The sequence below is a fragment of the Winogradskyella sp. A2 genome, from assembly GCF_046762865.1.
Lineage (GTDB): Bacteria > Bacteroidota > Bacteroidia > Flavobacteriales > Flavobacteriaceae > Winogradskyella.
In genome coordinates this window covers 258,210-280,644 of sequence record NZ_JBKQXM010000005.1, presented here as the reverse complement: position 1 = coordinate 280,644, position 22,435 = coordinate 258,210, and the positions used below count along the sequence as shown (strand labels likewise).

The following is a 22,435-nucleotide window of genomic DNA, read 5'->3' as shown; positions in this document are numbered from 1 at the left end:
AAGACCGTAGCGATCAGTAACGATGTGTTACCGGCAGGCGCGAGTCTGGGAGACGAATTGACGTACACGATCACTGTAGAGAACACAGGGAACGTAACGCTCAGCAACGTGGCCCTTACCGATACGTTCTTGGATGCCAACGGCAACCCTATAGTATTGACAGGCCCTACCTTTGTAGGTGCCGACCTTGGAAGCTTGGAAGGGACGTTACAGGTAGGCGAGATAGCAACATATACGGCGACCTATGTGATTACGCAGAGCGAGGTAGATGCAGGAGGCGTAAGCAACAGCGTTGTAGCCGATGGCGATAGCCCAATGGGCACCAATGTGAACGATACGAGTGACGACGGCGACGATCTTGATGGCAACACCACTGACGACCCAACGGAAACGAGTATAGCTGAGATGCCTAGCATCGAGGCGGTCAAGACCGTAGCGATCAGTAACGATGTGTTACCGGCAGGCGCGAGTCTGGGAGACGAATTGACGTACACGATCACTGTAGAGAACACAGGGAACGTAACGCTCAGCAACGTGGCCCTTACCGATACGTTCTTGGATGCATTTGGAAATCCTCTTATGTTAGTAACAGGTCCTACCTTTGTAGGTGCCGACCTAGGAAGCTTGGAAGGGACGTTACAGGTAGGCGAGATTGCAGTTTATACTGCGACATATATAATTCAACAAGATGTTGTTGATGCAGGTGTATTCTCAAACAGCGTTGTAGCTGCTGGCGACAGTCCAATGGGTACGAACGTCAACGATACAAGTGATGATGGTGATGATACCGACGGTAATACTGAAGATGATCCAACAACTACAACTATATTAGAAGATCCTAGTATATTAACTGTCAAGACCGTAGCGATTAGTAACGATGTGTTACCGGCAGGCGCGAGTCTGGGAGACGAATTGACGTACACGATCACTGTAGAGAACACAGGGAACGTGACTTTGAGCAATGTAATGTTGACCGATACGTTTGTGGATGCCAACGGCAACCCACTGACCTTGACAGGACCTACCTTTGTAGTTGCCGACCTTGGAAGCTTGGAAGGGACGTTACAAGTTGGTGAAACAGCAGTTTATACTGCGATATATGTTATCACACAAAGTGATGTTGATGTAGGAGGTTTAAGTAATAGTGTGGTAGCCGATGGTGACAGCCCAATGGGCACCAATGTGAACGATACGAGTGATGATGGTGATGATACAGACGGTAATACTCAAGATGATCCAACAGTTACTGATATTATTCAAAACCCTGCAATTAGTTTGATTAAAACTACATTGCCATTAACCGATACAAATGGAGATGGAATAGAAGGTAGTATTGATGATATCATTGCGTATGTATTTGAGGTTGAAAATACAGGAAATGTTACTTTAACTAATATTGAAGTACAGGATGTATTACCAGGATTAAACTTAGTCGGTGGACCGATTCCTATCTTAATACCTGGTCAGATTGACAACACCACATTCACGGCGACTTACCAAATAACTCAAAGTGATTTAGATATTGGATTTGTAACAAATTCCGCGACAGTAACTAGTGAAGGACCAGATGGTGATCTTTTAGATCCATCAGATGATGTAGTTGATATTAGTGATGATCCAAACGATTTGAATAATAATGATAATAACGGTAATGGTAATCCAGATGATCCAACCGTAACAGCAGTAAATTCAATTTATGATTTAGAAGTTGATAAGGTTGTAGATTCTGCACAGCAAGTTGTAGTTGGTGATGAAATTACCTTTACAATTGAGGTTGCTAATATTGGTAATGTAACTGCAACTGATATTGTAATTAACGAACAAATACCAAGCGGATATGTATTTATATCAGCAATTACGACTGATGGTACATATTCTGAGATAGGCGGTGAATGGAACATTGCTCAACTTGATCCTGATCAAGTAGAGATTCTACAAATTACAGTTGAAGTACTTGGGTTTGGAGATTATGTAAATACAGCATTTGTTCAAAGTTCTGTTGGAGGAATTGATGTGAATCCAAATAATGATGAAAGTTCTGCCTCTGTAGATCCAATATGTTTAACAATTTACAATGAATTCTCACCAAATGGTGATGGTGTAAATGAGACATTTGTGATAGACTGTTTGGAGCGTTTCCCTAATAATAAACTAGAGGTATACAACAGATGGGGTAATATTGTTTACTCTAAAAATGGATATCTAAATGATTGGGATGGAACATCAAACGGTAGAGCTCTTATTAATGAGTCTGATAAATTACCAGTTGGTACATATTATTATGTGTTAGATCTCGGTGATGGCTCGGATCCAAGAGTTGGATGGCTATACATTAATAGATAAGACTAATTAACACTGAATTATAAAATACGTTAAAATGATACATAAATCATCAACAATAAAAGGATTAATAGTTTTAGTATTTATACTAATTAGTGCTAATAGTTTTGCACAACAAGATCCTCAGTACACCCATTATATGTACAATACGTTGAGTGTAAATCCGGCTTACGCTGGTCAAAGAGAAACACTTAGTGTAGTCGGTTTACACCGATCTCAATGGGTAGGAATAGATGGAGCACCACAAACACAGTCCTTAGGTATACATTCTCCTTTGCGAAATGAAAGAATTGGACTTGGGCTGAATATTGTAAGTGATGCATTAGGACCTGCTCGCGAGACATTTGTAGATGCGAATTTTTCCTATACCATACCATTGAATGCAAACGATTTAAAACTTTCGTTTGGAGCAAAGGCTGGTTTCCATATGTTAGATACAGATTGGAGTAAAGGTCGTTTTCAAGATCCAGATGTAGTTTTTAATCAAAATTTGAACCTTATATCTCCAATGGTTGGGGCAGGTTTGTATATGCATTCTAGGAAGTGGTATTTGGGATTTGCAATACCAAATTTTCTTGAGACGGAACATTATGATGATTTTCAAGAATCTGTTGCTACAGAGCGAATGCATTTTTATTTAATTGGTGGTTATGTTTTTAATCTAAGTGAGAAAACAGAATTGAAACCTGCTTTTTTAATAAAAGGAGTGTCAGGAGCACCAATAATAGCAGATGTATCAGCAAATTTTTGGTTTCAGAAAAAGTTAACTGTCGGGCTAGCATGGAGATGGGATGATTCCTTAAGTGCTCTTGCTGGTTTTCAGGTAACACCAGGTATGTTTATTGGTTATGGGTATGACTTGAATACAACTGGGTTAAACAACTATAATAGTGGTACACACGAAATAACTTTGAGATTTGAAGTGAAAAGATTAGGTAGAATTTTATCACCACGTTTCTTCTAAAAAATTGAATATGAAAACATTATTTAGATATATATCATTAGCAATTGTAATTGGGATAACGTCAATTTCATATGCTCAACAAGGTAAGATTCAAAGTGTCGAAAACGACTACAGAGATTTTGCATATGTAAAAACTAGTGAAGTTTTGTTAGAAGTTGCTAATAAAGGTTACAAGTCAGTAGATTTATTTCAAAAACTAGCAAATTCTTATTATTTCAGAAATGAAATGGAAGATGCTACCAAGTGGTATGGAGAACTTATGTCACTAAATGAAGTGATTGATCCCGAATACTATTTTAGATATGCACTTGCACTTAAAGGAATTAAAAATTATGAAGAATCTGATAAGTGGATGCAAAAATTCAATGAGTTAAAACCAGATGATATGAGAGGTAGAGCCTTTATGTCTATGGTAGATTATAGAGAAGCCATTGATGAAATAAGCAGAGAAGATATTGAGCCTATAAACCTTGAAATCAATACTGAACTTTCTGATTTTGGTGTAACTGAATATGAGAATAGAATTGTTTTTGCATCTTCAAGAGGCGGTGGACGCAAGTATAGATGGAATGAACAGCCTTATCTAGATCTTTATAGTGTCGAAAAAACTGAATCTGGTTTTGGAGAGGTTAAAGAAATTCAAGGTAAGATTAACACTAAGTTTCATGAGTCGAGTGCAATATTTTCGCCTAACGGTAAATATATGTTCTTTACTAGAAATAATTTCTTTAATTTGAATTATAAGGAAGATGAATCTGGAGTTAATAGACTTCAACTTTACAGGGCTACTTTAAGTGAAGATGGTACTTGGGATGAGATTCATTCTATACACTTTAATAGCAAAGATTATAGCGTTGCACACCCATCCTTAAATCTGTTAGGTAATAAACTTTATTTTGTATCTGACATGCCTGGTACTTTTGGACAATCTGATATTTTTGTTGTAGATGTAAATGATGATGGTACTTTAGGTGAACCTGAAAATTTAGGCCCATCAATAAATACTGAAGGACAAGAATCATTCCCGTTTGTAAATACAGATGGTGATTTATATTTCTCATCAAACGGTTATCCTGGGCTAGGAGGTTTTGATGTTTTTAAGTCTGAAGAATTAGATGCAAAGGTTAGAGCCGGATCTAATAGAAATTTTCCGATAGAGAATGTTGGTAAACCAGTTAATAGTGCTTTTGATGATTTTGGCTACTATGAAAATTTAGTCACAAAACGTGTTTATTTCAGCTCTAATAGAGAAGGAGGTAAAGGCAGTGATGATATTTATACGTTTGAAATACCAGAATGCGAGCAACTTGTAACTGGAACAGTTCAAGATCTAGATACAGATGAATTATTGCCAAATTCAACAGTAATTTTGTTTGATAGTGAAGGAAATGAAATAGAACGTGCTTTTGTTGGTGACGACGCGACTTTTGAATTTAATTTAGGCTGTGAAATGGAATACTTAATTAGAGGAGAAAAAGAAACTTACACTTCTGATGAAAAACGTTTTACAACACCTAACAGAAAACAAGAGCTTAAATTGCAATTATTATTAGATAAAGACGAGCAAGAAATTGAGCCATGTGATGACTTGGCTAAAATATTAGACATACCAATTATATATTTTGATTTTGATAAATCTAATATTAGATATGATGCCGAAATTGAATTACAAAAAGTGTTAGCAGTATTGAATAAATATCCAACTATGACAATAGATATTAGAAGTCATACGGATTGTAGAGGAACTGAGACCTACAATGAAAGTTTATCTGAGCGCAGGGCACAGTCAACGAGGAAATACTTAGTTGATAATGGTATAGCATCTGAAAGACTTACTGCTAAAGGGTATGGCGAATACAGATTAGTTAACGATTGTGGTTGTGAGCCTACTAATGAGTCTAGCTGTTCTGAAGCGCAACATCAGTTAAATAGACGTAGTGAATTTATTATCACAGGTATTAACGGTAAAACATGTCCTGAGAAATAAAATAGATATAATAAATAATGAAATGAGCCGATTAATTTAATTAATCGGCTTTTTTTTATGAATTCCTTTACTTTATTTAATACAATTGGTGGTAATTTTGCAATATGGAAGAAGAAAAAGTCATCTTAGTTGATGAAAATGACAACCAAATTGGTTTAATGGCCAAAATGGAAGCGCATGAGAAAGCAATATTGCATCGTGCGTTTTCAGTATTTATATTTAATAACAATAATGAATTGATGTTGCAGCAACGTGCTTTACACAAGTATCATTCACCTGGTTTATGGACCAATACCTGTTGTAGCCATCAACGTGACGGAGAAACTAATATTGAGGCTGGTAAGAGACGTTTAAGGGAAGAAATGGGATTTGTAACAGAAATAAAAGAAACCACTTCATTTGTATATAAAGCGCCATTTGATAATGGTTTGACAGAACATGAATACGATCATGTAATGATTGGTTATTATAATGATGAACCAGTAATCAATGAAGATGAAGTAGCAGATTGGAAATGGATGCCTTTAGAAGCTGTAAAAGCTGATATAGCATTAAATTCAGATGAGTATACTGAATGGTTTAAGATTATTTTTGAAAAGTTTTATGAACATATAAATGTAAATCCATCATGAAAGTAACAGTACACAGAAAAGCGCATTTTAATGCAGCACACAGGCTCTATAGAAAAGATTGGTCTTTTGATAAGAATGATGTAGTTTTTGGTAAGTGTAATAACCCAAACTTTCATGGTCATAACTACGAGTTAATAGCTAGTGTAACAGGTGAAATTGACCAGGAAACAGGATACGTGATAGATGTAAAAATCTTAAAGGATATTATTAAGTCTGAAGTTGAAGATGCATTTGATCATAAAAATTTGAATGTAGAAGTTCCAGAATTTCAAAATTTAAATCCTACAGCAGAGAATATAGCTGTTGTAATTTATAATAAGGTAAAAGCAAAAATAAATCCTAACTTTAAACTTGAGATCACACTATACGAAACACCTCGTAATTTTGTAACGTATTCTGGAGAATAGTTTATGGAAAATGTATTGTACCCATTAAAATTTAAACCTATTTTAAAGGAAAAAATTTGGGGAGGACAAAAGCTTAATCAGTTTTTCAATAAAGAATCAAGTTCTGAGCAAAATGGTGAGAGCTGGGAAATAAGTGCTGTACCAGGTGATATTTCAGTAGTGTCCAATGGAAGATTAAAAGGGGAAAACTTAAAATCTTTAATTTCAGTTTACCAGAGATTTTTAATCGGAGACAAAAACTTTAAACGTTTTGGTAAAGACTTCCCGCTATTAATAAAATTTATAGATGCTAAAGAAGATTTAAGTATACAATTGCATCCAGATGATAAATTGGCTAAAGAGCGTCATGATTCATTCGGAAAAACTGAAATGTGGTACGTAATGCACGCTGATAAAGATGCAAATCTTATTGTTGGTTTTAATCAAGAAATGAATCCAGAAAAGTATCAAAAACACCTCCAAGACAAAACATTGACTAAGATTTTAAATTTTGATAAAGTCAAAGAAGGCGATACTTATTTTATTGAAGCCGGACGTGTGCATGCCATAGGAGCAGGAGTATTACTCGCTGAAATTCAACAAACCAGTGATGTAACCTACCGTGTTTATGATTGGGATAGAACCGATAATGATGGAAATGAAAGAGAATTGCACAACGATATTGCCATAGATGCTTTTAAGTTTGATATGAAAGACGACTTTAGAGTTGACTATAAAAAGTTAAAAAACGCTTCAAATGAAATGGTAAGCTGTCCATTTTTTACAACAAATTATTTAGAATTAGACACCGAAATAGAAAAGATAAATAACGAAGACTCATTTGTTATTTACATTTGTGTCGATGGTGAAGTAGAAATTTTAACAGACAAAAGAATTGATAAAATTTCAAAAGGTGAAACTATATTGATTCCTGCCGCATTTACAAGCTTTAAATTAAAAACAAAAGGCGCAAAACTTCTTGAAGTTTATGTTTAAAACAAAGAGGTAATTCTGATTAATTAACTCAAGTATTTATTATTTTTGTACCTCAAAATTCAATTTACTATGGCTAATAAAAGAGATTTAAAAAAGGACATAAACTATGTTTTAGGGGATATTATAGAGGCGGTTTACATATGGGAATTGGCAAATTCTGAAAAGCCAACAAAGGAAAGTGAAGCTATCATTGATGAGGCTATTCTAACTTTTGATGAACTAATAACAAGAGTAAATGATAGAAGTGCTGAAGACCAAAAAGCGCATTTTAAAGCAATAAATAATGATCTTGAAGCTAAGGGTAAAAGCCTTATTGACAAGATTAATAAATTGAAATAATTTATTATTTAAAATACCCTATATAGTAGAGGTGATTAGTGGAACTGATTTGTAATAATCAGGTTCCAAATTCGATTCACAATATAATTTTAACAAATAACTCCAACAATTAATGTTGGAGTTATTTGTTTTATTTTAATTGGAAGCTTATTTAATTATTGTCTGCTATCAATGAAATCTTTGAGTTTTCTTCCGTAGAACGATTCTTTAATGTTATCCGACAATCCATTATAAATTGAGTCAATATATATGGGATTTGCGCTTGGAACTTCATATAGCGCCAAGTAGGGTGCAATTTCACTATCAGAATTATTCATTGCATATTGTATTGTGTATGAGTATTTTCTCTTAATCAATCGTTCTGATAGTTTGTTAAGTGAGTCAAAAGCTATTGAGTCTCCATCTTTCTGAGCTAAAAAGGTAGTTTCGATCAAATCTAAATTCCGATTTTTATATCCTTCCATAACATTCAGATATGATTCTAGAAGTTCTTGTTGTTTTGAACCTTTAATCTTGGCATCAAAGTTGAAATTTTTTAAAGACGTATTTATTACAGTAATTCCTTCATCAGCAAAAAATGGAATAAAATGCTCTTCACCATCATTCTTAAACAATTTTAAATAAAGGAGTTTAGGTTCATCAAGATTGGTTTGTAAAATAAATTCTGGTTCTCCTGTTATTTGCATACTATCCAAATTAACAATAGAAGAATCACCATCTTTTTGCAAATAGACCATGCCTTTTTTAAGTCCTTTAACAGTGCCTTTTAAGGTGAAATTTGATTCGCCCGTTTTACTACAAGAAATAAAAAGTATAGCTAAAAGTATAGTCGTAAAAACCTTATAGGATTTAATCATTTTTAGAATTTATTTTAGGAAAGCAAATATCTAATATTTGTATTTAAATTACTAACTAACAGCAGCTAATTCCATTAAAATTGTACAACCAATTGCTGCAATCGTACCAACCGCATAACCAAATACAGCAAGTAAAACACCTACTGTTGCTAAAGAAGGGTGAAACGCAGATGCAACAATAGGAGCAGAGGCTGCTCCACCAACATTTGCCTGGCTACCAACCGCAAGAAAGAAATAAGGGGCTTTAATTAACTTAGCCACCAGGATTAAAAGTAACGCATGTATTGTCATCCATACAACACCGATGGTAATAAGCCATCCGTTTTCAAAGATCAAAGTGAGATCCATCTTCATACCAATTGTAGCTACCAATATATAGATGAAAACGCTTCCAAATTTACTAGCTCCAGCACCTTCGTAGTTTCTCGCTTTGGTGAAGGATAATAATATGGCAATTAAAGTTGCAATACTGATCATCCAAAAGAATTTTGATCCTAAAAATGTAAAAATATTTCTGGTTGTAACAGATTCTATTCCTGAAACCATATTTTCAAAAAGTGGTGCTAAATAACCTGCACAAAGGTGTGCCAAACTTACTGTACCAAACGCAATAGTACAAATAATCATAAGGTCTGTTAATGTTGGGTTGCGTTTCACTTTTTCAGAAAACATAGTCACTTTTTCCTTTAAGTTTTCAATGGCGCCAGTATCTGCTTTCAGCCATTTGTTAATTCCATTTCTTTTACCAATGCCTATTAATATTATGGCCATCCATATATTGGCTACAACAATATCAACGAATACCATACCTCCATATTTAGCTTGGTTGTAGCCATAAATCTCAAGCATTGCAGTTTGGTTGGCACCGCCACCAATCCAACTACCAGCAAGAGTAGAAAGGCCTCTCCATACAGCATCTGGGCCTACACCACCAACAGCATCTGGAGCTACAGTGGCAATTAATAATATAGCGATTGGACCACCGATAATAATGCCTATGGTTCCTGTAAAAAACATCACTAAGGCTCTCCATCCTAAATTAAATACAGCTTTTAAATCAATACTTAAGGTCATTAAGACTAATGCTGCAGGCAGTAAATAACGACTCGCTACGTAATACAAATTGGTGCTATGCTCAATTTCTTCACCTGCGTCAGAAACAGATGTCCACTCGGGCGAAATTAAGCCTGCAGTTGTTAATACGGCAGGGAGCATATAAGCCATAAAAAGACCTGGAACTATTTTATAGAATTTAGGCCAAAATCCGGTTTTTATAGATTCTGTGATAAAAACAAAACCTAATGCTAACATTAGGAGTCCGAATACAATAGTGTCGTCAGTAAAAATGGGTGAAGTATCCATAATTGAGTTTTAAGAGTACGCAAAATACAAAAATTAAATACTAAAAAAAGTGACCATTTCAGATCACTTTTTATTTGTGGGTGTTATTTTTTTCTTGGGTTGCCTTTTATTCTCTTTTAAATATTGCATAAGCATCCATTCTATTTGTCCGTTGGTACTTCTAAATTCATCAGAGGCCCATTTCTCAATAGCTTTGAGCATATCCTCATTTATTCGTAATGCAAATGCTTTTTTCTTAGACATCTTGCTCTTTTTTAATCTTTAACTTGTAAGTAGCTAGTATATTTTTAGCATCATTCTCATTTTGTGTGCCAACTAAAATCTTTTTACCATTTTTTAATTCTAATTGAATTCCAATATCACCAGAAACATTAATGGAAGTTCCTTTAGATTTGCTCCAAAGTTTACCACCTTTTATTCCCCAACCACCATACTCTGTCAATGCATTATATTTTCTTACGTAAGCTTTATCTATTTGATCCCAAGCTAATGTTTTATATCTTACATGGAAAGGGAAGAACTTGTAATGAATACCAAATTCATCGATTCTAGTTGTAAGTTTAAATAGAAATATAATACCTGACGCTATAATAATTATTCCAATTATAAGTAGTAATTCTAAAGAAGTAAAAGTATCAGGATTCTTTAAGTAGATTCCTGTAATAATACCAAGAGGGACCAGCATACTAACAATAAGTAGTATGATGATCCATAATTGATTAAATCTTTGTTCTTCCTTAAAAATTCTCATTATCTGTTTTTATCACGTTCAAAAACAACACTAGTCCAACCTTGACCTATAAAATTTACGGTCCATCCTTCACGTGCGTGCTGATTCAAAAGATCTTCAAAATTTTGGAATCGTTGTCTAAATCCTAATTTCGGTTGTACAACTTTATACTCTTTCATAATTATTCTTTGGTTTGGTCTTCTTTAAAAACTACTAAGGCTAGGGCAACACCTATTATTATACCGATTATAGATCCATAAACAACACCCATGGCTACTTCATTAATTACAGCACCAATTGTAGTGCCTATACTTGTGCCAAAGGCACTACCAATTGCTATGCTATATATTTGTTTTTGATTCATTATTAATGACTTAAAGTTCCTGTGTTTAATACTGGTGAAGCGTCCTTATCTCCACATAATACAACCATTAGGTTACTGACCATAGCCGCTTTGCGTTCCTCATCTAATTCTACAACTTCATTTTTATTGAGTTGTTCAATAGCCATTTCTACCATACTCACAGCCCCTTCCACAATTTTATGTCTTGCAGCGACAATCGCTGTTGCTTGCTGACGTTTAAGCATAGCATTTGCAATTTCTTGTGCATAGGCTAAGTAGCCAATACGTGCTTCTAAAACTTCAATACCAGCAATAGATAATCTTTCATCAATTTCTTTTTCTAATGCATTGCTAACTTCATTAACACTAGATCTTAATGTAATGTCTTCATCATGACCTTCGTCTGCGAAATTATCATAAGGATACATACTCGCTAGTTTACGAACCGCTGCATCGGTCTGTACACGTACAAAGTTCTCATAGTTGTCTACATCAAAGGCAGCCTTGTATGTATTTTGAACTCGCCAAACTAAAATAGTACTTATCATTATTGGATTACCAAGCTTATCGTTAACCTTAAGGCGTTCACTATCAAAATTGCTTGCTCTTAATGAGATTTTCTTTTTAGTATAAAATGGGTTTACCCAATAAAATCCATTTTTCTTTACTGTACCTACATATTTTCCGAATAAGAGTAAAACTCGTGAGCCATTTGGTTGTACCATAATAAAGCCAAATGCCAATACTAAAGCCGTAACAACTCCGAATGCTGGCCATCCAGTTTGTGTTATTGGTAATAACGCAATACTTCCAAAAAATAATATTAAAAATATAAAAAGCATTAAATAGCCATTTGCTGGAACAATAATTTTTTCTTCTTTCATAATGTAAAGTTTAATTGGTTAATCATTTAATTTATATTGATATTAAATTGATATCATAAAGATATGATTTATTTCATTAGTATGCAAATGAAATATTTTGTTACACTTAATTTTAAAAAAATTCAAAAATAAAGTTTGGCACGAGGTTTGTTATATATAAATTGTAATGTTTCAAACGATAGTTACTATATGGTAGCATTACTTCAAAATCGTTACATTACAATTTGGTTGGTTAGTTAGTAAAAAAGCATCTCAGTTATGAGATGCTTTTTTAATTTAAAATGTTTTAGAAAAATTAAGATTTTATAAAGTTTGTTATACTATAAATTAATTTACGGGAAATTGATCTAAAAGATTCATTATAAGATTTGGAATTTTCTAAATCGTCACCTTCAATTTCAAAAAGCACGTGATTCATGTTTTCTATTATGGTTAATGTTGCTTTGTTATTCGCTTCTTTTAATATTTCAGCTTCGTTAACAGAGACTTGAAGATCTTTAGTCCCATTAACTATTAGAATTGGGAAATTAAGTTCTTTTATTATTTCTTTCGGATTGTATGACATCCAGTTTATCATAAAGGTTTGTATCTCTGGATTAAACATTGAGGCCAATGCTAATGGATAATCATTAGTTGTTTTACCTTTCTTAAATAGATTAATTACACGCTCTGTATCTTCTTTTAACGCGGGTGCTGTTTTATTGACTTGCTCAATAATTACATCGCCAATATTCTGACCTGCTCCTGCAAGGGAAATAAAACCATCGGCTTTATCTTTAGAGGCTACCATACCTACTAAACTTCCTTGACTATGGCCAATAACATATATCTGGGAAAATTGATTTTGTGATTTAAAGTAGTTGAGGACATCGGAAGCATCGTTAATAAAATCATCAAATACAATATTCTTATCTACTTTTCCTTGTTTAATTTGTTTAACGATTCGTTTATCATACCTAAATGTCGCGATACCATTCTTGGTTAATCCTTCGGCAAGTTTTTTTAGAGAATTGTTTTTTAGGAAATTTTGATTTCCGTTTCTATCAGTGGGTCCCGATCCCGCAATTATGATTGCTAATTTAGTATTCTCAGTTTCTGAGGGAATTAATAGGGTACCGTCTATCCATTTCGATACCGATATTTCTTTTGATTCAAAATGAGTTTCTTCATTTTGTGAAAAGCACAAGTTTGATATTAAAATTAGAAGTATATAAAAATGTGTTTTCATATTGATTTTTAAAACTCAAAGTTAAATATTAAAGACTTTCAAGTCTAAACTTAAAACAAAGTTTTGTGCGATTTAGTATGTAATTCGGTTATTGTTATATAATTTTAAAATGTATTTCATCGATGAAATGCACTATTTTATCTTAAAATGTTAAAATTACATGTATTACATCGATTAAATATGTTTTTAGGCGTCAAAATTAAAACCTAATTCTATATTTGAAGTGTACTAAAATTTAGTTTTTAGTTCAATGGATTAATTAATTAATATTTGCATTATGTTATGTTGACTTAGAGACCCTAAATCTACTTACATAATAAAAAAAGCAAATTAGAAAAACCGGGTTTGAGGGAACCCGGTTTTTTGTTTTTATACATTAATTAGTTTTCTAAAAGTAAGATTTATTCTGGGTGAAATATTTCGTTTTGTTTTGGCAATTTGATGCAACCAATAATGTTGCATTTCACCTTTCATAATTAGTAGGCTTCCATGATCTAACATAATTTTATGCCGTTCTTCCTTAATTGTTCTATGTTTAAAATGAAATGGACGTTCTTCTCCCAAGCTAATTGAAGCTATTATTGGATTACGACCCAGCTCTTTTTCATTGTCCGCATGCCAACCGTTGCTATCATTGCCATCTCTATATAAATTAATTAGTACAGTATTAAATGTAGTTTTAGATAATGTTTCTACTTTACGTTTAATGGTCAGCAAATCTTCTGTGAATGGTTTAGGATACATGGTAATATTAGAATATCCATAAGGTTGGTTTGATTCACCAAATAATGCTGTTAACCGAGGTTGCTTATAGGTTTTACCAAAAACTGTGATATTGTCGTGTTGCCAATTGGTATTTTCAAAAATGCCCTTTAAGAAATAGTCTGCCTCTTGCTTGGAGAAAAAGTCTGGTATATATATTAATTCCGCGTTGGGTAAACTAAAATGTTGTTTCTCATTTGAAAACAAGTTCATAGCACAATTTTTGTCTAAATTAGTACTTAGTTATGAATTTTAAAACGCATTCTTTAATTCTAGTTCTAGGTTTTCTTCTTGTGGGAACTACTAGTAGAGCTCAATTACCTGATGGATTTGTTTATGCTAAGGATATCATTAAAGATCTTGATGTAGAATTACGATATTATACTACCAATAATTTTGTTGGAGATACTATAGAAGGTTATAAAGCCAATAAGCTTATAATTACTGAAGAGACTGTTGATAAACTAAAATTGGTACAGGAGGAACTACAATCGCAAAATCTATGCTTAAGGGTTTATGATGGTTATAGGCCACAACGTGCAGTTAATCATTTTATTAGATGGGCAAGGAATTTTAATGATACCATTAATAAAGCACAATTCTATCCAGATGTGGAAAAACGCAACTTGTTTAAAGAAGAATATATTGCATCGAGATCTGGTCATAGTAGGGGAAGTACCTTGGATTTGACCATAATTAATGGGAATACTGGTGAACCACTAGATATGGGAAGTCCATATGATTTCTTTGGTGTAGAATCTTGGGTGGATTATAAAGACATCTCGAAGGAACAGAAACATAATAGACAACTTCTACAAACTGTAATGCTAAAACACGGGTTTAGAAATTATCCTAAAGAGTGGTGGCATTTTACCTTGCGTTGGGAACCTTTTCCGAAAACCTACTTTGACTTTTTTGTTGAGTAACTACTTTTTCATGTTACGCTTAAGGTGTATAATAACACCAACAATATTTACAGCTAGACCTATAACTATAAATACTGGAGCAGATTCCTCAGTTTTAGCTTGATAACCAATAACTCCTGCAAGTATCGCAATACCAATAAATGCGATTATTAGTCCTGTTTTGTCTTTCATATAATTAATCTATATATAACCATGCCCAATACATTAAAGCAAATTGTAAGGGAATCCTAAGAATTAAAATCCATTTTGGGATTCCTAATGATGCCTTTTTGTTATTGAGCATATAAAAATGTACGGTTAAAAATACGATAAGCATAGCAATAATACAGTATAGGGAAATAGACTTAAGGGATGGAATACATAACCCAATTCCCAGAATTATTTCTGCTATACCACTTAAAATCACCAAACTCTTATGGTTGCTTAAATATTCTGGCATTATAATCATATACATTTTGGTTTTCACAAAATGCAATATTCCTGCAATTATATAAATTGCTGACATAATATAAATGCCTATAGATTCACTCATCTGTATATGTTTAAAATACAATGCCTATCATGTAATTGACTAATCCATTGTCCAATAGGCAAGATTTAAAGCCAATTAATTTGTCAAAGTTAAACATCTAATGCCTATTATAATATTATCAAAGTTGAGTGATTTCAGTATCTAACCAACTTAATCTTTCCTCAATCCAATCAATGAGGTAATCTTTTTCTTCTTCATAAGAATTTCCGACAAAATTGTTTGGCCAAACATACTGACCTAAGACTGGCCATTTTTCAAAATTCTCTTGAATTCCACCAGATAAGCTAAGTGTTTCTGTATAAGAATCTATTTTTTGAAGTATTGCGCTATTTGAGAGTGAACTACCACGCAATTCTAACCAACGAAGTTTTAATTGAGATACAAATTCTGGATCTTCAAGTAAACGATCCCACCAAAAAGGAATTTGCCAGAAATCATTTGAGCATCTCTCATTAAATTTATACGCCCAAACATCGGTTGAGCCACCATCACAGTAATCAGCATTGCCAAAAGCTAAATTGAAATCCCATATCGGACCCATCTGTAGTTTCCCATTTTTATCTTTAACGAGCCAAGTACTTAGCCGATAACCGTCTACGTTGTTGGATAATTCAGTTAATAAAAAGAAGTCGATAAAACTCTGTGTTTCTATGTAAGCCTTATAACCAGTAACGGGATCTGTAAATTCATTACTTGATAATGCATTTTCAAAAGCTAACATATAATTGCTAATATATATTCTTTGTTCTTGTGTAATATCTTCTTCGTCTGGCGTGTCATATAAAAAATGAATTTCTTGTCCGGAACTTGCATCATTTGGTACGTATGAAGACGTAATTGAATTTATATTGGTATATAGTGTGTTATTAGGACCATCTGCTTTATCTATTTTAAGAATGTAACCACCTGTTAAATCTTCTCCGCTATTTTCATTTTCTCTTAATTTATTGATATTAATACGATTATCATCTCGTTTTAATTTTTCCATTAGTACATAAACTCCATTGTATGATTCATTTATTATTACATCTACAAATTTTGCTCTGCTGGCATAACGACCAACTTCTCTTGATAAGTCATAGATAAGTATATTTCGAATCAATGACTTGTCACTGTACGGAGCATATAAAATCCAATCTTCTTCTTCAGGGAAACCTAACAGAGAGACATCCAGGTCTTCATTAGCATCATCTCGAGTTTCAAAGCCAAATTGTTTTTTTGGGAAAGATTGAGAAGATGAACCTCTAATTTCAATACCAATGTTACCAACATAATCTACTTCATCGTTAATTGTGATGGTCATTTGTGCATTTATCTTAGGTTCATCAACAATGGTCGCTCCATTTGTGTTAATTGTTACCTGAGGCAATCGGTTTTCTGGTAAAATTACCACTTCTTCTTCCTGTTCTACATTATCATTTGTTTCGCAAGAATAAGTGGCCATGATAACGAAACAAAAGGTGATATAACGAAATAAGGTTTTCATTTTAGAATTAAATATTTTGTTTCACTAAGATAGAAGTATTTTGTTTTAAATTATTAAAACCAGGCCAATGAACTAATCTTTATAAGTCTTATATGTAATGCCTATACCATAATTGAATAATCCTTTATTCAATAAACTTGATTTAAAGCTATTGCCTTTATCAAAATTAATCCAATTATTTCCATTAATAAAAACGCGTTTTATAAATGTTCGTTTTTCACTTATTTCACCAGTAAAGGGGAGTAGTGGTCTAAAATTTGTCGGTATTTTAACGATACCATTTTTAGCTTGTACCTCTTTATACTTTTTATTTGGTAGTAGTTTGCCATTTTTGTCTGTGTAGCCCAAAACTTGAATTGAAACAAAAAAACCATGAGTTGGTATATAAATATTTAATTCTTCAACATTTAGAGTAAAGGAATCTCCATTTTTTTCTGTTGCTCTAAAAACTATGGTTTCATAGCTCAATGCCTTACCAGGAATACCATTGTCATTTTCATAAAAGTTCACTTTAAATAGGGTAGAAAACTTCTTTTTGTCACTATTAGCACGTTTTCTTTTTTTCCAGTCTCTAGATTCCAAAGCAATTGGGAATATAACCGATGCAATTTCTTGATCTTTTTTTGTTGTTTTTGGAAAGTAAACTGCAATTTCAGATTCAATAGTTGGTAACCAGCAATTATAATAGTCATCATCAAGATGTGGTTTTAATTTTTCTTTCTTAAACTTTCTATTTCGCTTAAAGCCAATTGTTACTTCGTCTAGTTCATCTGCTTGAGAAACCATATACAAAGTGTCAATTAATTGATTTGATGCCATATTTAGGTCTTTATAACCTAATGCCGATATAAATAATGAATCTATGTCTGGATAGAGTTTTTCTGTAAAAACAAATGTGCCTTCATCATCGGCAAATAAACCATTGCCATTTCCAAAGGAAACAGCCGCATAACTTACAGGATATTTGGTAATACTATCTAATAGCGTAATTTGAGCATTTACAATTTGAATTGAAACAAAAAAAAGTAATAAGATTTTGTACATAAGGACGCTGTATGGATTTAAAGATACATTCATTTATGTACAAAAAAAAACGCCTCGCATTTGGAGACGTTTTTTTATTGATTGGCTTTATACTTTAGCTATCTAATGCTTTTTTAGTTTGTGTATAACCTACATACAATCCAACACCAGCCATTAAGAAAATCATTGAAGGATAAATAGCATCTTCATCTAAACCTGTATAAGTATCTAGGATGTTTGCGAATAAAACTCCTAATCCAATACCCATTAAAAGAAATGCCAAATTTAATACTGTAATCTTCCAAGAAGAGCCGGATCGCTTACCTAAATTAAATATACTGGCATCAGCACCTTTATCAATAAGAGCTAAACGCTCCTTGTTTCGAGTTGAAATATATAAATAAAATATGCCGAAGACTACTCCGAAAAATGTAATTGGTATTATAACTTCTGCTACTCCCATAATTGTTTGTTTTTAATTGATTAATTTTATTTGTTTCAGCTTATGACGATTGGTTTTTGATTTAGGTTACAAATTTCTTCAAAAAAAATATTTTGACAGTTTGTGTAACCATATACCTTATAATGTCGTCTTAAATAAAAATGACCACCAACGACGAAATCATATTAATAGAAGCTATTAATAATGGCGATACTAGAGCTTATGCACTTCTAGTTGATCGTTATAAGGACTTGGTCTATACTTTAGCATTACGTATGTTAAAACATAAAGAAGAGGCTGAAGAGGTAGCACAAGACACGTTTGTTAAGGTTTTTAAGTCATTGGATAAGTTTAAGGGCGATTCTAAATTTTCTACCTGGATATATAGAGTGGCTTATAATACTTGCTTAGATAATATAAAAAAGAACAAGAAATACATAAATAATGTAGCCATAGATGAGTATACCTTTAATAAACTAGATACTATCGATAATGCATTAGATAATATTATAAAGGAAGAAAAGAGTGTTTTAATTAAAAATTGCATAAACAAATTACCAGAAGACAGCAGTGCTTTATTGACGTTGTTTTATTTTGAAGAATTATCATTAGAAGAAATTTCTAAAATTATTAATGTTGAAGCTAATACTGTAAAAGTGAAACTATTTAGAGCACGTAAAAAATTAGCGGTTATTTTAGAACAGTATTTGCAACCACAAATTAGAATGAATTATGGAACAGGGCGATAAGAGAATAGAAGAATTGGTAAATAAATTAATGGCGGCTGATAGTTTAGAAAAAGCTCCTTTAGAGTTTACAGATAACGTTATGGCTAAAGTTGAAGCACTTCAGAAATCAACTGTGACTGTTTATAAACCTTTAATTCCTAAATATGTTTGGTGGTTGATTGGTAGTGGTTTTATAGCTTTGGTAGGTTATATAATATTTAATCAACCTAAAAGCACTACAAGTCTCTCCGATCGTTATAATATACCTGAAGTTTCATTTAATCTTTTAAAAGACGTGTCATTTGATTTTTCAAATACATTATTGTATGCTATGGTTTTACTAGCAATTATGGTAAGTGTGCAAATTCCTTTGTTAAAGCAGTATTTTAATAATCGTATGGCATTTTAATTAGGGAAATACCAAAAAGGGATTCTGGCGACATATATCGTCTGAGTATCTTTTTTATGGATACGTTTACGGGTAAGATTCATTAAATGTTTGCCTTTTTTTAAGTTCGATAAATCTACATAAGTTTCAAATCCTTTTTGTTTTTTTTGACTTTGTGTAAGAATAAATTCACTGTTATGTTCAATTGAGTCAATTTTTACTTTATAGACATCATTTAATGTTTGCATATAGACCTTTCTAATACTATCTCTTTCTTTCCAAGACAATTCGTTGATAATAATCATATCAGAACTAAAACCTCTTATATCTTCTTCTGGTTTTAAGCTAGGATTGTAATCAAAAACATCATCTTCAACGATATCATTAAAAAGCATAAATACCTTCAAGTAATTGGTGGAAATTACCTTCGAAGGGATTGTTACTTTTTCAATAAAATCAGTATCATCAGTGAGCAGGTCTTCATAATTACTGGCATCTCCAATAATCTCACTAGAATTTAGACTTCTATTAAAATAATTCGAAGTTTTGTTTTGGTAGGAGGATCCTACGATAAGGATAATATATATTGGCAAAAGTAGAAAACTTAACCGTCTCCCAAATTTGTTGTCTAAAAAATTATAAACTAAAGGTCTATACAAAAATGATAGTGTGATAAAACTAAAAATCCAATAGAATGGAAAATAAATTTTACTAAGCCATTTTTTCTTTTTTAACCAACCTTGTGTTGCAAAGTCTATAAATGCTAGTAACATGCCAATCACCATAAAAATCACAAGTGGAATACCAATAATTTTCCCATATGGATCAAGTTCATCGTTGCCAATAAGAAAGTTTGCTATCAGGCTTATTGCACCAATTGTGAAAACGAATGCAAAAACATAGAATATGAGTAAAAATGAAATTGCGAAAATCACACTGCAATAGTTTTCTAGTCGAGCAATATATCTATCAAAGGAGCCAACCCTTTTTCTTAAATAATTTGTGAACTTCTCACTGTAATTTAGACTTTCATAATCAATTTCGCCAGAAACATATCGCAATCCAAGTGCACCAATCCATAAGCCTCTTAAAACAACATGAAGGAGTAAATTAAATGTTAGGATAACGCAGGATATTAGCGCAATAACGTAAATAAATGCAATAAGTCTGTTACCATCTGCATTTGCTTCTATATATAATAACTTTAAAGGGGTATAAGCAGAGAACAAGCCAAAAATGGCAAAACCAGAAATTAACAATTCTAATTGCCAACTTTCTTCTTGCAACTTTTTGAGTAGCTTTTTAAATGCAGGATTATTGTAATCTTGACTCATTTATAAATTAAATTGGTTCACACTAAAATTAATAATAATAGATTAAATTACCCTTTTAAAAAGACAAAAGACATCGCCTTGGCCATGTCTTTTATACACTGTCCATTAACTATTAACTACACTAGGACAAGTTTACTAAACTATTTAGACTATAAACTTAGTAAGATAAAGGCAATAAAAAATTAGCATATGTTAATCAATGTGTCACATCTCACCCTAATGACATTCAAATTATTAGTTATATTTGAGTCAGCTATTAATTATTATGACCAATCAACAATTTAGATTTCTAACCTTATTATTTCTTTGCCTACCATTCATTTTAGTTGGCCAATCTGAAGAGCTTGTAGCCAAAGAACAAGTTAGTTTATTTGACGAAAATGATTTTTTACCCTTAAAGTTCAAATATTCTAAAAAGCAGTTAAAGAAAGAGACAAATGATTCTACTTATATGAAATCTATATTCGCGTATGAAGCTAAAGGTGGTGTATGGGATTCATTGGAGGTTAAAATAAGGGCAAGAGGTAATTTTAGACGTAAAACATGTTTTTTTACACCTATTAAATTAAAGGTGAGCAAGGCTAATGCAAAAGGAACATTATTTGAGGATAACCGAAAACTCAAAGTAGTATTCCCGTGTTTAAATGAGTATGCTAAACATGATTTTGTTCTTAAAGAATATATCGTTTATAAGATGTATGAAGTTGTAATGCCTTATCATTTTAAAACTCGATTAATAGATGTTGAATTTGATGATGTAAAAAATAAAAAAGTAAGAACTTATCAGTTAAGGGGATTCTTAATTGAGGATTATGACAAAGTTGCTAAACGATTAAATGGAAGAGCGGTAAAACGTACTTTTTACCCTCAAGGTTATGACGACTTGTTTGCAGTAAGAAATGCAATGTTCCAATTTATGGTAGGTAACACGGACTTTTCAGCAACTTATAGTCATAACTCAAAGGTAGTTTATGTAGACAAAAAGTTTGTGCCTATTTCTTACGATTTTGACATGTCTGGTTTTGTAAACACAAGCTATTCTTTAGTGTCACAAACTAGAAGAACAGAATTACCTATAGAAAATGTTACTGAAAGATACTATATGGGATACAGGCGTGACATTCAATTATTTGAAAAAACAAGATTAGAGTTTCTCAATAGCAAAAAAGAAATATTAGCTGTAATTGATAATCACAAAAGCTATTTTGATAGCCAAAAAAGTTATGATACTGCTAAATCTTATATTCACAGCTTCTTTAGAATATTAGAAGACAAATCTACTTTTAAAAGGCGTACTTATGATATAGCACTTAAAATGGATTAATTGTTGTTTTCAAACAATTGTTTTACTTCTGGTTTGCTAAGTTCAATTAATGTAAATACACCTAATAATATTCCTAGAATTCCGGTTAAACAACTCACAATTGCCATGGCAAAAATAAAATTATAATTTTTTACTGCCTTTAAATAATTTGATGCTAGGATTGTAAGAATACCTATTGCTACTGATATAATAATACCAATAACACCAATGATAATAATGATAATACCAGGATTAAAAGGAACATCATTTGATTGATCTAATTCAATTGCACTAGTTACAAAAAACCCTAATCCAGCATAGAACATAAAGAATAAAGAGAAACAAAGTGTGAGAATTCCTTTTATCAAAAAAAGAACTCTAAAGGTATTGAGGTTGTTATAAGTTTGCATACTCATAGAATTTAAAGTTCCTTCTATAAAGATAATAAAACCACCTCAATTTC

The 22,435-nt window shown here is 32.4% G+C and carries 27 protein-coding genes; 11 read left to right on the top strand and 16 right to left on the bottom strand.

Annotated elements, in window-relative coordinates:
• The 7 genes from ACFWV9_RS11940 to ACFWV9_RS11910 all read left to right on the top strand — a co-directional run.
• Positions 1-2,343, top strand: a 2,343-nt coding sequence (locus ACFWV9_RS11940; RefSeq protein WP_411895451.1) for a gliding motility-associated C-terminal domain-containing protein, incomplete at its 5' end; no start/stop codon positions are given.
• A 34-nt stretch (positions 2,344-2,377) separates the two neighbouring features.
• Complete coding sequence (locus tag ACFWV9_RS11935) at positions 2,378-3,304, top strand: type IX secretion system membrane protein PorP/SprF (RefSeq protein WP_411895450.1); 927 nt, start codon at positions 2,378-2,380, stop codon at positions 3,302-3,304.
• A 10-nt stretch (positions 3,305-3,314) separates the two neighbouring features.
• The gene (locus tag ACFWV9_RS11930) at positions 3,315-5,291 is read left to right on the top strand and encodes an OmpA family protein (protein ID WP_411895449.1); all 1,977 of its coding nucleotides are present in this window, start codon (positions 3,315-3,317) and stop codon (positions 5,289-5,291) included.
• Positions 5,292-5,395: 104 nt separating this feature from the next.
• Positions 5,396-5,923, top strand: a complete 528-nt coding sequence (idi, locus tag ACFWV9_RS11925) for an isopentenyl-diphosphate Delta-isomerase (protein ID WP_411895448.1) — start codon at positions 5,396-5,398, stop codon at positions 5,921-5,923.
• Positions 5,920-6,330, top strand: a complete 411-nt coding sequence (locus ACFWV9_RS11920; RefSeq protein WP_411895447.1) for a 6-pyruvoyl trahydropterin synthase family protein — start codon at positions 5,920-5,922, stop codon at positions 6,328-6,330. Before idi ends, ACFWV9_RS11920 begins: the two co-directional genes overlap by 4 nt.
• Before the next feature lie 3 nt (positions 6,331-6,333).
• Complete coding sequence (locus ACFWV9_RS11915; RefSeq protein ID WP_411895446.1) at positions 6,334-7,305, top strand: type I phosphomannose isomerase catalytic subunit; 972 nt, start codon at positions 6,334-6,336, stop codon at positions 7,303-7,305.
• A 69-nt stretch (positions 7,306-7,374) separates the two neighbouring features.
• Complete coding sequence (locus tag ACFWV9_RS11910) at positions 7,375-7,644, top strand: hypothetical protein (RefSeq protein ID WP_411895445.1); 270 nt, start codon at positions 7,375-7,377, stop codon at positions 7,642-7,644.
• Between the two features lie 155 nt (positions 7,645-7,799).
• On the opposite strand, the gene ACFWV9_RS11905 is transcribed toward ACFWV9_RS11910, so the two are convergent.
• The 9 genes from ACFWV9_RS11905 to ACFWV9_RS11865 form a co-directional block, all read right to left on the bottom strand.
• On the bottom strand, positions 7,800-8,501 hold the full coding sequence (locus tag ACFWV9_RS11905) for a DUF4369 domain-containing protein (protein ID WP_411895444.1): 702 nt from the start codon (positions 8,499-8,501) through the stop codon (positions 7,800-7,802).
• A 51-nt stretch (positions 8,502-8,552) separates the two neighbouring features.
• A complete protein-coding gene (locus ACFWV9_RS11900) occupies positions 8,553-9,863 on the bottom strand; it encodes a DUF819 domain-containing protein (RefSeq protein ID WP_411895443.1) in 1,311 nt (436 codons plus the stop codon).
• Positions 9,864-9,926: 63 nt separating this feature from the next.
• A complete protein-coding gene (locus tag ACFWV9_RS11895; protein WP_411895442.1) occupies positions 9,927-10,106 on the bottom strand; it encodes an Arc family DNA binding domain-containing protein in 180 nt (59 codons plus the stop codon).
• Positions 10,099-10,614 (bottom strand): hypothetical protein, encoded by a 516-nt coding sequence (locus ACFWV9_RS11890; protein ID WP_411895441.1) that lies wholly within the window; start codon positions 10,612-10,614, stop codon positions 10,099-10,101. Before ACFWV9_RS11890 ends, ACFWV9_RS11895 begins: the two co-directional genes overlap by 8 nt.
• The gene (locus tag ACFWV9_RS11885; protein WP_411895440.1) at positions 10,614-10,772 is read right to left on the bottom strand and encodes a DUF4177 domain-containing protein; all 159 of its coding nucleotides are present in this window, start codon (positions 10,770-10,772) and stop codon (positions 10,614-10,616) included. The genes ACFWV9_RS11890 and ACFWV9_RS11885 overlap by 1 nt, the downstream gene beginning before the upstream one ends.
• 2 nt (positions 10,773-10,774) lie before the next feature.
• The gene (locus tag ACFWV9_RS11880; RefSeq protein ID WP_411895439.1) at positions 10,775-10,957 is read right to left on the bottom strand and encodes a hypothetical protein; all 183 of its coding nucleotides are present in this window, start codon (positions 10,955-10,957) and stop codon (positions 10,775-10,777) included.
• A gap of 2 nt (positions 10,958-10,959) precedes the next feature.
• Entirely contained in the window at positions 10,960-11,820 is an 861-nt protein-coding gene (locus ACFWV9_RS11875; protein WP_411895438.1) for an SPFH domain-containing protein, read from the bottom strand.
• Positions 11,821-12,115: 295 nt separating this feature from the next.
• A complete protein-coding gene (locus tag ACFWV9_RS11870; protein WP_411895437.1) occupies positions 12,116-13,048 on the bottom strand; it encodes an alpha/beta hydrolase in 933 nt (310 codons plus the stop codon).
• Positions 13,049-13,417: 369 nt separating this feature from the next.
• Complete coding sequence (locus ACFWV9_RS11865) at positions 13,418-14,023, bottom strand: alpha-ketoglutarate-dependent dioxygenase AlkB family protein (protein WP_411895436.1); 606 nt, start codon at positions 14,021-14,023, stop codon at positions 13,418-13,420.
• 32 nt (positions 14,024-14,055) lie between these two features.
• On the opposite strand from ACFWV9_RS11865, the gene ACFWV9_RS11860 reads away from it, so the two are divergent.
• Positions 14,056-14,736 carry a M15 family metallopeptidase gene (locus ACFWV9_RS11860; RefSeq protein ID WP_411895435.1) on the top strand — a complete coding sequence of 227 codons (681 nt, stop codon included), beginning with the start codon at positions 14,056-14,058 and terminating at the stop codon, positions 14,734-14,736.
• Here the strand turns inward: ACFWV9_RS11860 and ACFWV9_RS11855 are convergent, their stop codons facing one another.
• The 5 genes from ACFWV9_RS11855 to ACFWV9_RS11835 all read right to left on the bottom strand — a co-directional run bounded on the left by ACFWV9_RS11855 (position 14,737) and on the right by ACFWV9_RS11835 (position 18,240).
• Complete coding sequence (locus ACFWV9_RS11855; protein WP_411895434.1) at positions 14,737-14,907, bottom strand: hypothetical protein; 171 nt, start codon at positions 14,905-14,907, stop codon at positions 14,737-14,739.
• A 4-nt stretch (positions 14,908-14,911) separates the two neighbouring features.
• Positions 14,912-15,268 (bottom strand): hypothetical protein, encoded by a 357-nt coding sequence (locus ACFWV9_RS11850; RefSeq protein WP_411895433.1) that lies wholly within the window; start codon positions 15,266-15,268, stop codon positions 14,912-14,914.
• A 118-nt stretch (positions 15,269-15,386) separates the two neighbouring features.
• A complete protein-coding gene (locus tag ACFWV9_RS11845) occupies positions 15,387-16,754 on the bottom strand; it encodes a CotH kinase family protein (protein WP_411895432.1) in 1,368 nt (455 codons plus the stop codon).
• 72 nt (positions 16,755-16,826) lie between these two features.
• The gene (locus ACFWV9_RS11840) at positions 16,827-17,798 is read right to left on the bottom strand and encodes a hypothetical protein (RefSeq protein ID WP_411895431.1); all 972 of its coding nucleotides are present in this window, start codon (positions 17,796-17,798) and stop codon (positions 16,827-16,829) included.
• A 94-nt stretch (positions 17,799-17,892) separates the two neighbouring features.
• Positions 17,893-18,240 (bottom strand): DUF6249 domain-containing protein, encoded by a 348-nt coding sequence (locus ACFWV9_RS11835; protein ID WP_411895430.1) that lies wholly within the window; start codon positions 18,238-18,240, stop codon positions 17,893-17,895.
• Between the two features lie 140 nt (positions 18,241-18,380).
• On the opposite strand from ACFWV9_RS11835, the gene ACFWV9_RS11830 reads away from it, so the two are divergent.
• Complete coding sequence (locus ACFWV9_RS11830) at positions 18,381-18,968, top strand: RNA polymerase sigma factor (protein ID WP_411895429.1); 588 nt, start codon at positions 18,381-18,383, stop codon at positions 18,966-18,968.
• Positions 18,952-19,356: a hypothetical protein gene (locus tag ACFWV9_RS11825; RefSeq protein ID WP_411895428.1), complete on the top strand. Its 405-nt coding sequence runs from the start codon at positions 18,952-18,954 to the stop codon at positions 19,354-19,356. Before ACFWV9_RS11830 ends, ACFWV9_RS11825 begins: the two co-directional genes overlap by 17 nt.
• On the opposite strand, the gene ACFWV9_RS11820 is transcribed toward ACFWV9_RS11825, so the two are convergent.
• Positions 19,353-20,669 (bottom strand): hypothetical protein, encoded by a 1,317-nt coding sequence (locus ACFWV9_RS11820; protein WP_411895427.1) that lies wholly within the window; start codon positions 20,667-20,669, stop codon positions 19,353-19,355. The two genes, ACFWV9_RS11825 and ACFWV9_RS11820, sit on opposite strands and share 4 nt — an antisense overlap.
• A gap of 265 nt (positions 20,670-20,934) precedes the next feature.
• On the opposite strand from ACFWV9_RS11820, the gene ACFWV9_RS11815 reads away from it, so the two are divergent.
• The gene (locus tag ACFWV9_RS11815) at positions 20,935-21,993 is read left to right on the top strand and encodes a hypothetical protein (protein ID WP_411895426.1); all 1,059 of its coding nucleotides are present in this window, start codon (positions 20,935-20,937) and stop codon (positions 21,991-21,993) included.
• Here ACFWV9_RS11815 and ACFWV9_RS11810 read toward each other — a convergent pair.
• Positions 21,990-22,382 carry a hypothetical protein gene (locus ACFWV9_RS11810; protein WP_411895425.1) on the bottom strand — a complete coding sequence of 131 codons (393 nt, stop codon included), beginning with the start codon at positions 22,380-22,382 and terminating at the stop codon, positions 21,990-21,992. The genes ACFWV9_RS11815 and ACFWV9_RS11810 overlap by 4 nt on opposite strands.
• Positions 22,383-22,435 lie beyond the last annotated feature (53 nt).

Bases quoted from the DNA above. Each gene is read 5' to 3' on its own strand.
- ACFWV9_RS11935 (WP_411895450.1), top strand. From the start codon at position 2,378: ATGATACATAAATCATCAACAATAAAAGGATTAATAGTTTTAGTATTT.
- ACFWV9_RS11910 (WP_411895445.1), top strand. From the start codon at position 7,375: ATGGCTAATAAAAGAGATTTAAAAAAGGACATAAACTATGTTTTAGGG.
- ACFWV9_RS11825 (WP_411895428.1), top strand. From the start codon at position 18,952: ATGGAACAGGGCGATAAGAGAATAGAAGAATTGGTAAATAAATTAATG.
- ACFWV9_RS11840 (WP_411895431.1), bottom strand. From the start codon at position 17,798: ATGTACAAAATCTTATTACTTTTTTTTGTTTCAATTCAAATTGTAAAT.
- ACFWV9_RS11900 (WP_411895443.1), bottom strand. From the start codon at position 9,863: ATGGATACTTCACCCATTTTTACTGACGACACTATTGTATTCGGACTC.
- ACFWV9_RS11820 (WP_411895427.1), bottom strand. From the start codon at position 20,669: ATGAGTCAAGATTACAATAATCCTGCATTTAAAAAGCTACTCAAAAAG.
- ACFWV9_RS11920 (WP_411895447.1), top strand. From the start codon at position 5,920: ATGAAAGTAACAGTACACAGAAAAGCGCATTTTAATGCAGCACACAGG.
- idi (WP_411895448.1), top strand. From the start codon at position 5,396: ATGGAAGAAGAAAAAGTCATCTTAGTTGATGAAAATGACAACCAAATT.
- ACFWV9_RS11880 (WP_411895439.1), bottom strand. From the start codon at position 10,957: ATGAATCAAAAACAAATATATAGCATAGCAATTGGTAGTGCCTTTGGC.
- ACFWV9_RS11890 (WP_411895441.1), bottom strand. From the start codon at position 10,614: ATGAGAATTTTTAAGGAAGAACAAAGATTTAATCAATTATGGATCATC.
- ACFWV9_RS11830 (WP_411895429.1), top strand. From the start codon at position 18,381: ATGACCACCAACGACGAAATCATATTAATAGAAGCTATTAATAATGGC.
- ACFWV9_RS11870 (WP_411895437.1), bottom strand. From the start codon at position 13,048: ATGAAAACACATTTTTATATACTTCTAATTTTAATATCAAACTTGTGC.
- ACFWV9_RS11845 (WP_411895432.1), bottom strand. From the start codon at position 16,754: ATGAAAACCTTATTTCGTTATATCACCTTTTGTTTCGTTATCATGGCC.
- ACFWV9_RS11815 (WP_411895426.1), top strand. From the start codon at position 20,935: ATGACCAATCAACAATTTAGATTTCTAACCTTATTATTTCTTTGCCTA.
- ACFWV9_RS11895 (WP_411895442.1), bottom strand. From the start codon at position 10,106: ATGTCTAAGAAAAAAGCATTTGCATTACGAATAAATGAGGATATGCTC.
- ACFWV9_RS11850 (WP_411895433.1), bottom strand. From the start codon at position 15,268: ATGAGTGAATCTATAGGCATTTATATTATGTCAGCAATTTATATAATT.
- ACFWV9_RS11860 (WP_411895435.1), top strand. From the start codon at position 14,056: ATGAATTTTAAAACGCATTCTTTAATTCTAGTTCTAGGTTTTCTTCTT.
- ACFWV9_RS11875 (WP_411895438.1), bottom strand. From the start codon at position 11,820: ATGAAAGAAGAAAAAATTATTGTTCCAGCAAATGGCTATTTAATGCTT.
- ACFWV9_RS11915 (WP_411895446.1), top strand. From the start codon at position 6,334: ATGGAAAATGTATTGTACCCATTAAAATTTAAACCTATTTTAAAGGAA.
- ACFWV9_RS11810 (WP_411895425.1), bottom strand. From the start codon at position 22,382: ATGCAAACTTATAACAACCTCAATACCTTTAGAGTTCTTTTTTTGATA.
- ACFWV9_RS11885 (WP_411895440.1), bottom strand. From the start codon at position 10,772: ATGAAAGAGTATAAAGTTGTACAACCGAAATTAGGATTTAGACAACGA.
- ACFWV9_RS11865 (WP_411895436.1), bottom strand. From the start codon at position 14,023: ATGAACTTGTTTTCAAATGAGAAACAACATTTTAGTTTACCCAACGCG.
- ACFWV9_RS11835 (WP_411895430.1), bottom strand. From the start codon at position 18,240: ATGGGAGTAGCAGAAGTTATAATACCAATTACATTTTTCGGAGTAGTC.
- ACFWV9_RS11855 (WP_411895434.1), bottom strand. From the start codon at position 14,907: ATGAAAGACAAAACAGGACTAATAATCGCATTTATTGGTATTGCGATA.
- ACFWV9_RS11905 (WP_411895444.1), bottom strand. From the start codon at position 8,501: ATGATTAAATCCTATAAGGTTTTTACGACTATACTTTTAGCTATACTT.
- ACFWV9_RS11930 (WP_411895449.1), top strand. From the start codon at position 3,315: ATGAAAACATTATTTAGATATATATCATTAGCAATTGTAATTGGGATA.